Source organism: Streptococcus mitis ATCC 6249 (assembly GCF_000146585.1).
Taxonomy (GTDB): domain Bacteria; phylum Bacillota; class Bacilli; order Lactobacillales; family Streptococcaceae; genus Streptococcus; species Streptococcus mitis_AZ.
The window spans coordinates 1,292,698-1,300,867 of the sequence record NZ_GL397179.1 but is presented as its reverse complement, the minus strand read 5'-3'; the positions used below and the strand labels follow the sequence as shown (position 1 = coordinate 1,300,867).

At 42.8% G+C, this 8,170-nt stretch carries 7 protein-coding genes; 5 read left to right on the top strand and 2 right to left on the bottom strand.

The features are described 5' to 3' along the window. Nucleotides 1–528 (top strand): Cna B-type domain-containing protein (locus HMPREF8571_RS08085; protein ID WP_000325792.1); only part of this gene is annotated, 528 nt, incomplete at its 5' end. Between the two features lie 85 nt (nucleotides 529–613). Here the strand turns inward: HMPREF8571_RS08085 and HMPREF8571_RS08080 are convergent. Then, entirely contained in the window at nucleotides 614–1,150 is a 537-nt protein-coding gene (locus tag HMPREF8571_RS08080) for a biotin transporter BioY (protein WP_000709021.1), read from the bottom strand. 143 nt (nucleotides 1,151–1,293) lie between these two features. Beyond that, entirely contained in the window at nucleotides 1,294–2,640 is a 1,347-nt protein-coding gene (gene gor / locus HMPREF8571_RS08075; RefSeq protein ID WP_001209561.1) for a glutathione-disulfide reductase, read from the bottom strand. Between the two features lie 267 nt (nucleotides 2,641–2,907). Here gor and HMPREF8571_RS08070 point away from each other — a divergent pair, with 267 nt between their 5' ends. From HMPREF8571_RS08070 to metG, 4 genes are all read left to right on the top strand, one after another. Continuing rightward, nucleotides 2,908–4,092 carry an efflux RND transporter periplasmic adaptor subunit gene (locus HMPREF8571_RS08070; protein WP_000831507.1) on the top strand — a complete coding sequence of 395 codons (1,185 nt, stop codon included), beginning with the start codon at nucleotides 2,908–2,910 and terminating at the stop codon, nucleotides 4,090–4,092. Next, the gene (locus HMPREF8571_RS08065; RefSeq protein ID WP_000733799.1) at nucleotides 4,076–4,777 is read left to right on the top strand and encodes an ABC transporter ATP-binding protein; all 702 of its coding nucleotides are present in this window, start codon (nucleotides 4,076–4,078) and stop codon (nucleotides 4,775–4,777) included. Before HMPREF8571_RS08070 ends, HMPREF8571_RS08065 begins: the two co-directional genes overlap by 17 nt. Before the next feature lies 1 nt (nucleotide 4,778). Further along, on the top strand, nucleotides 4,779–6,038 hold the full coding sequence (locus tag HMPREF8571_RS08060; RefSeq protein ID WP_001180399.1) for an ABC transporter permease: 1,260 nt from the start codon (nucleotides 4,779–4,781) through the stop codon (nucleotides 6,036–6,038). Nucleotides 6,039–6,171: 133 nt separating this feature from the next. After that, entirely contained in the window at nucleotides 6,172–8,169 is a 1,998-nt protein-coding gene (gene metG / locus HMPREF8571_RS08055; RefSeq protein ID WP_001291390.1) for a methionine--tRNA ligase, read from the top strand. The last annotated feature ends 1 nt before the right edge of the window (nucleotide 8,170 follow it).

Below are 8,170 nucleotides of genomic sequence, written 5' to 3'. Positions count from 1 at the left end.
GTTGTTGCAGAATATAAATCAGTAGTTACTGACCACAAAGACGGTAAGTACACCATTACCAACAAACATACACCATTGAAAACTGCTGTAAAAGGTAAGAAGATCTGGGATGATGCTAATAACAAAGACGGTATTCGTCCAGACTCAATTACTGTAGCACTTCTTGCCAACGGTAAAGAGACTGGTAAGACTGTAACTGTTACAAAAGCAACAGCTCTTTCAGACAACGAGTGGGCCTTCGAGTTTACTAAGCTTGATCGTTACGCAAATGGTCAAGAAATCAATTACACTGTCAAAGAAGTTGGCACTGTGAAAGGGTACACAGCAAAAGAAGATGGTATGAACGTTACAAATACACACACTCCAGAAAAGCCAACACCAGGTAAACCAAATGAACCAGGAAAACCAGGTCCAAAACCTCAACTTCCTAACACTGGTGAAAAAGCATCTAATGCAGCAGTAGTTGCAGGACTTGCTTTGATGGCAGTGACTGGTGGATTGTACTTTGTAAGCCGTAAAAATAAATAATCTCTAAAAGAGAGTTAATTTTCAGTTAGTTCTTAGGAAGTAATTGGAAAGGAAATAGTCCAGAACAGTTGTTCTGGACTATTTTTTATCTTGAAAAATAATTAAGGCTTTTCAATCGTTCTAGGAGGGGGCGACCAATGAAACTAATGGCAATGATTTTACCAAGATCAGGAAGGATAAAGGGAAGGACACCAACTGCTAGTGCATTATCAAATGACATCCCAGCAAGGAAGTGGAGGCTGAGAATACCTCCGACAAAGACGAGGGAGTCACCCAAGAGGTTGGCTAGGAAAATGCGAATGTAGCCACTATTTTGATGGATGAGATAAGATGTAAGTCCCGCATAGACAAGGTCGAACCAAAGATAGCCTGCACTTGGACCAACTAAAACGTGAAATCCAGCTCCTCCCCCTGCAAAAACAGGTAAACCAATGGCACCCAGCAAGAGATAGAGAGCTACAGATAGAACAGCTTCTCTGGGTCTAAAAACAGTAGCAATCAGACCGATCGCAAAGTTTTGTAGAGTGAAGGGGACAGGACCGATAGGGAGACTGATTTGTGCCAAAACGGCGATGAGAGCAGCGCCGATAGCAGGGATAGCATAGATATGAGCTTTTTTCAAAACTGTTAACCTCTTTTCAAAATTATAGTAACTATTATACTAATTTAGAAGAAAAAGTCAACCCGTTTTTTATAATAAGGTAACAATTTTGTAACAGCGGATTTTGCAAGTAAAAAGAGACCTTTTCAGGTCTCTTTCGATAATTAGCGCATGGTCACAAATTCTTCAGAAGCAGTTGGGTGGATAGCTACTGTAGCGTCAAAGTCTGCCTTGGTCGCTCCCATCTTGATAGCGACTGCAAATCCTTGAATCATCTCATCCACTCCGTATCCTAGTCCGTGAAGGCCAACAACTTTTTCATCATCACCAGCTGTGATGAGTTTGAAGCGTGATTCTTGACGATGGTTTGTAACGGCTGAGTACATAGAAGCAAAGCTTGACTTGTAGACTTTAATGTTATCTTGGCCGTATTCTTTGATAGCTTGATCTTCAGTCAATCCCACGGTTCCGATTGCTGGGTGGGAGAAGACAACAGTAGGGATAGTTGTGTAGTCCATCTTAGCACTTGTTTTCCCATTAAAGAGACGTTCAGATAGGGTACGTCCAGCCTTGATGGCTACTGGAGTTAGTTCCTTTTCACCAGTAACGTCTCCAAGGGCATAGATACCATCTACAACTGTATTTTGGTATTCATCTACTTGGATAAATCCACGTTGGTTGAGTGTAACGCCAGCCTTTTCTAACTCAAGACCGTCTACATTTGGACGGCGACCGGTAGCCCAGATAACTTGGCTGGCAGTGTGACTAGAACCATCTTCGAAATGAATGGCAATACCTTGCTCCGTTTCTTCGAGCTTGACGGGTACTTTATGGGTGTGCAAAGGTAGACCTGTTTTTTCCATTTCATTGACAAGTCCTTCAACGATGTAACTGTCAAAACCACGCAAGGGACGATCACGACGGACAAACAAATCAGTTTGTACTCCTAGCGTGTGGAGAACACCTGCTAATTCAACGGCGATATAGCCAGCTCCAAGAATCGCAACGGATTCAGGAAGTTGTTCCCAAGCAAAGACATCGTCTGAGCTACCACCAAGTTCAGCTCCAGGGATAGTTGGGATGCTTGGACGAGCTCCAGTCGCAATCACGATATGTTTGGCACGAATCAATTCACCATTAACACTGACAGTGTGGGAATCAACAAAATGAGCACGCCCCTCAATCAAATCAACTCCGTTGCGTTTGAAACTTCCATCATAAGATGAGCGGGCACGATCGATGTAGGCTTCACGATTTTGACGAAGTTTTGCGAAATCAAATTGAACATTTGAACTCGTAAACCCATAGTCAGGACCGTAGTGGTGGAAGCTTTCAGCAATTTGCGCTCCATACCACATGATTTTCTTAGGAACACAGCCAACGTTGACACAAGTTCCACCTAATTTTTTCTCTTCGATAACAGCTGCTTTGGCGCCGTGCTCACCAGCTCGGTTCATAGTGGCGATGCCACCACTCCCTCCACCGATGGCGATGATATCATATTCTCTCATAGAAAACTCCTTATAGCTTTGATAGTCATATTCTATCGTTTTTGCTTTTTGAATGCAAAAATCTGCTACGTTTAAAAAAATTAGAAAAACACTTGCCAATTTTACAAAGATAGTGTATTATATATCTAATACAATAATCTAAAAACAAATACAGAACGAAATATTTCTCCTGAACTGTCATTGTTTCTCTCTGAACGATCATTGTTTGGGTCTAGTATTTTTGATATAATGGTTTTTGTAAGCTTAAAGTGAAAAAGGAGATTAACTATGAAAAGAACAAAAAAGGTAAAAAAATGGCAATTATTCACCGCTATTGGTGTTGCAAGTGCTATTGTTATCGGTGCTGTGGCAATTATGATTTTTAGACAACCATCCCAGTCGGCTGTCCAGGATGAGACCTCTCATATCGTTGTTGCCAAGGAAGGTTCTGTTGCTTCCTCGGTTCTCTTGTCAGGTACCGTCACAGCAAAAAATGAACAATACGTTTATTTTGATGCTAGTAAGGGAGATTTAGATGAAATTCTCGTTTCGGTTGGAGACAAGGTCGAAGAAGGGCAAGCTTTGGTCAAATACAGCAGTGCCGATGCCCAAGCTGCCTATGATGCAGCCAGTCGAGCAGTTGCAAAGGCCGACCGTCATATCAATGAGTTGAACAAGGCTCGTGAAAATGCAAACTCTGCACCAGTTTCACCACAAGTTCCAACTGAAGCTGGACTCACAGAACAGGCGCAAGCAGCAACTTCTTCCGTATCCTCTATTGATTCTCAAATCAGTGATGCCAAAGATAACCGTGCAGATGCTGTGGCTCAGCTCAACAAGGCTCAAGCTCAGCTAGATGCTACAACTGTCCTCAGTACACTAGAAGGGACTGTAGTTGAAGTCAATCGTAATGTTTCCAAATCACCAACGGGTAACAGCCAAGTGGTGGTACATGTTGTAAGTAATGAAAACTTGCAGGTCAAAGGGGAGTTGTCTGAATACAACCTTGCTAACCTTTCTGTTGGGCAAGAAGTTACCTTTACTTCGAAGGTTTATCAAGATAAGAGCTGGACGGGTAAAATCAGCTATATTTCTGATTATCCTAAAAACAACGGAGAAGCAGCAAATGCTGCCCTTGGAGGGAATACTGGATCTAAGTACCCTTATACTGTTGATGTGACTAGCGATATCGGTGAGTTGAAACAAGGCTTCTCAGTCAGTGTGGAAGTCAAAAACAAGAGTAAAGCCATCCTTGTTCCTTTGACAAGTGTCATTACCGAGAATAACAAAAACTATGTCTGGCTAGTAGACGACCAGAAAAAAGCGAAGAAGGTAGAAGTTACTTTGGGGAATGCGGACGCAGACAACCAAGAAATTACTTCAGGTTTGACAAACGGAGCCAAGGTCATCAGTAATCCAACATCTTCCTTGGAAGAAGGAAAAGAGGTGAAGGCTGATGAAGAAACTAATTAGTCTAAAAAATATCTGCAGGAGTTATCGAAATGGTGACCAAGAACTGCAGGTCCTAAAAAATATTAACTTAGAAGTTCAAGAAGGTGAGTTTGTCGCCATTATGGGACCGTCCGGTTCTGGTAAGTCCACTTTGATGAATACCATTGGAATGCTGGATACACCAACCAGTGGAGAGTACTATCTTGAAGGTCAAGAAGTTGCAGGTCTTGGAGAGAAACAACTGGCCAAGGTCCGCAACCAGCAAATCGGCTTTGTCTTTCAGCAGTTCTTTCTCTTGTCCAAACTCAATGCTCTTCAAAATGTCGAATTGCCCTTGATTTACGCTGGTGTTTCGGCTTCAAAACGACGGAAATTGGCTGAGGAATTTCTGGAAAAGGTTGAGCTAACGGAGCGTAGTCATCATTTGCCTTCCGAGTTATCAGGTGGTCAAAAGCAACGTGTAGCGATTGCGCGTGCCTTGGTAAATAATCCCTCTATCATCCTAGCAGACGAACCCACAGGAGCTTTGGATACCAAGACAGGAAATCAAATCATGCAACTGTTGGTGGAGTTAAACAAGGAAGGGAAGACCATTATCATGGTCACGCATGAGTCTGAGATAGCTGCCTATGCCAAACGCCAGATAGTCATTCGTGATGGGGTTATCTCATCAGACAGTGCACCAGTAGAAAAGGAGGAAAATTAAGATGCAGAATCTGAAATTTGCCTTTTCATCCATCATGGCTCACAAGATGCGTTCCTTCCTCACCATGATTGGGATTATCATCGGAGTTTCGTCTGTCGTCGTCATCATGGCTCTGGGAGACTCCATGTCTCGTCAGGTCAATAAAAACATGACCAAATCACAGAAGGATATCCATGTCTTTTTCTCTCCTATCAAAAGCAAGGACGGCTCCTTTACTCAGCGCCAGTCAGCTTTGACGGTCAGTGGGAAAGAAGAGGATGTTCATGTTGAACCACCAAAACCACTGGAATCTTGGGTCAAGGAGGCTGCCAAACTCAAAGGAGTAGACAGTTACTATGTCACTAACTCAACTAACGTCACCCTGTCTTATAAGGATAAGAAGGTTGAACGGGCGACTCTGACTGGTGGAAATAGCACCTACATGAACGCAGTTGAAAATGAGATCGTTGCTGGTAGAAGTCTAAGACAGCAAGACTACAAGGAATTTGCCAGTGTGATTTTATTGGACGAAGAACTAGCCAAGAGTTTGTTTGATAGTCCAGAAGCTGCTATTAACCAAATTATCTCTGTTAATGAATTTAGTTACCGTGTGATTGGCGTTTATACTAGCAATGAAGCTAAAACTGCTAAAGCCTTTGGGATTGGTGGTCTTCCAATTACGACCAATATCTCACTGGCTGCCAATTTTAATACCGATGAAATCTCGGATATTGTTTTTCGTGTTAATGACACTAGCTTAACACAAACCTTGGGTCCAGAGTTGGCTCGAAAACTGACTGAGATTGCAGGTCTTCAACAAGGGGAGTACCAAGTTGCGGATGCAACTGCCGCCTTCCAAGAAGTACAACAACTCTTTGGTTTTATGACCACCATTATCAGTGCCATCGCAGGAATCTCTCTCTTTGTCGGAGGAACTGGTGTTATGAATATCATGTTGGTTTCGGTGACAGAACGTACGCGTGAGATTGGTCTGCGGAAGGCTCTCGGAGCCACACGGGCTAATATCTTAGTACAGTTTTTGATTGAGTCCATGATTTTAACCTTATTAGGCGGTTTCATTGGTCTTGTACTTGCTGCAGGAATGACCATGCTTGCAGGGGTTCTTCTTCAAAATTTGATCGCAGGAATCGAAGTTGGAGTATCCATCCCAATTGCTCTCTTTAGTTTAGCGGTCTCAGCAGGTATCGGTATGATATTCGGTGTTCTACCAGCCAACAAAGCCTCTAAGCTGGATCCTATTGAAGCACTTCGCTATGAATAATTTAAAAGATAAAAAACGAGATAGACATTTGTCTGTCTTGTTTTTGTATGGATTTCTCTATCGAAAATCACTAAAAATATGATATAATGAAGTGTTAGAAAAACAGGTTTCATTAGCCTGGAAAGGAAATATTATGTCTGAAAAGAATTTTTATATTACAACACCGATTTACTATCCATCTGGTAAACTTCATATCGGTTCTGCTTACACAACTATCGCCTGTGATGTCCTAGCTCGTTACAAACGCCTGATGGGCTACGATGTCTTTTATCTGACTGGTCTTGATGAGCATGGCCAAAAGATTCAACAAAAAGCTGAAGAAGCTGGCATCACACCTCAAGCTTATGTTGATGGCATGGCAGTTGGTGTTAAAGAACTCTGGCAATTACTCGATATCTCATATGATAAATTTATCCGTACAACTGATGACTACCATGAAAAAGTAGTAGCACAGGTTTTTGAACGCTTGCTAGCTCAAGATGACATCTACCTAGGTGAATACTCTGGCTGGTACTCAGTTTCAGATGAGGAATTCTTTACAGAAAGCCAGCTTGCGGAAGTTTTCCGTGACGAAGCTGGAAATGTAACTGGCGGTATCGCACCATCAGGTCACGAAGTGGAGTGGGTTTCAGAAGAGTCTTATTTCCTTCGCCTCAGCAAATACCAAGACCGTTTGGTCGAATTTTTCAAATCACATCCTGACTTCATCACTCCTGATGGTCGTCTCAATGAAATGCTTCGTAACTTCATCGAGCCAGGCTTGGAAGACTTAGCAGTATCTCGTACAACCTTTACCTGGGGTGTTCCAGTCCCATCAAATCCGAAACACGTTGTCTACGTTTGGATCGATGCCCTTCTTAACTATGCGACAGCTCTTGGTTATGGTCAAGATGAACACGGTAACTTTGACAAGTTCTGGAACGGAACAGTTTTCCACATGGTTGGGAAAGACATCCTTCGTTTCCACTCCATCTATTGGCCAATCCTTCTTATGATGTTGGATGTTAAATTACCTGACCGCTTGATTGCCCATGGTTGGTTTGTCATGAAAGACGGCAAGATGTCTAAGTCTAAAGGGAATGTCGTTTATCCTGAAATGTTGGTAGAACGCTATGGCCTCGATCCACTTCGTTATTACCTCATGCGTAGCCTTCCAGTTGGTTCAGACGGAACCTTCACTCCAGAGGACTATGTAGGGCGTATCAACTATGAATTGGCAAACGACCTTGGGAACCTCCTCAACCGTACGGTTTCAATGATTAACAAGTACTTTGATGGTCAAATCCCTGCCTATGTAGAAGGTGTAACAGACTTTGACAATGAACTTGCTACCGTTGCAGAACTATCGATCGCTGACTACCATACTCACATGGAAGCAGTTGACTACCCACGCGCTCTTGAAGCAGTTTGGACTCTTATCTCTCGTACCAATAAATACATCGACGAGACAGCCCCATGGGTCTTGGCCAAGGATGAAGCTCTTCGTGATCAATTGGCAAGTGTCATGAGCCACTTGGCAGCCAGCCTTCGTGTCGTAGCTCACATGATTGAGCCGTTTATGATGGAAACCAGTCGTGCAGTCTTGAGTCAGCTTGGTTTGGCAGAAGTTTCTAGCCTTGAGAACTTGAACCTAGCTGACTTGCCATCAGGTGTGAATGTTGTAGCCAAAGGAACACCAATCTTCCCACGTCTGGATATGGAAGAAGAAATCGCCTATATCAAAGAACAAATGGAAGGTAACAAACCAGCCGTTGAAAAAGAATGGAATCCAGATGAAGTCGAACTCAAGCTAAACAAGGAAGAAATCAAGTTTGAAGACTTAGATAAGGTTGAAATCCGTGTCGCTGAAGTCAAAGAAGTTTCGAAAGTAGAAGGTTCTGACAAGTTGCTTCAATTCCGCCTAGATGCTGGTGATGGTGAAGACCGTCAAATCCTCTCAGGAATTGCAAAATACTATCCAAATGAACAAGAATTGGTCGGCAAGAAAGTCCAAATCGTTGCCAACCTCAAACCACGCAAGATGATGAAAAAATATGTCAGCCAAGGGATGATTCTCTCAGCTGAACATGAAGGACAATTAACCCTTCTCACAGTTGATTCAGCTGTACCAAACGGAAGTGTGATTGGGTAAA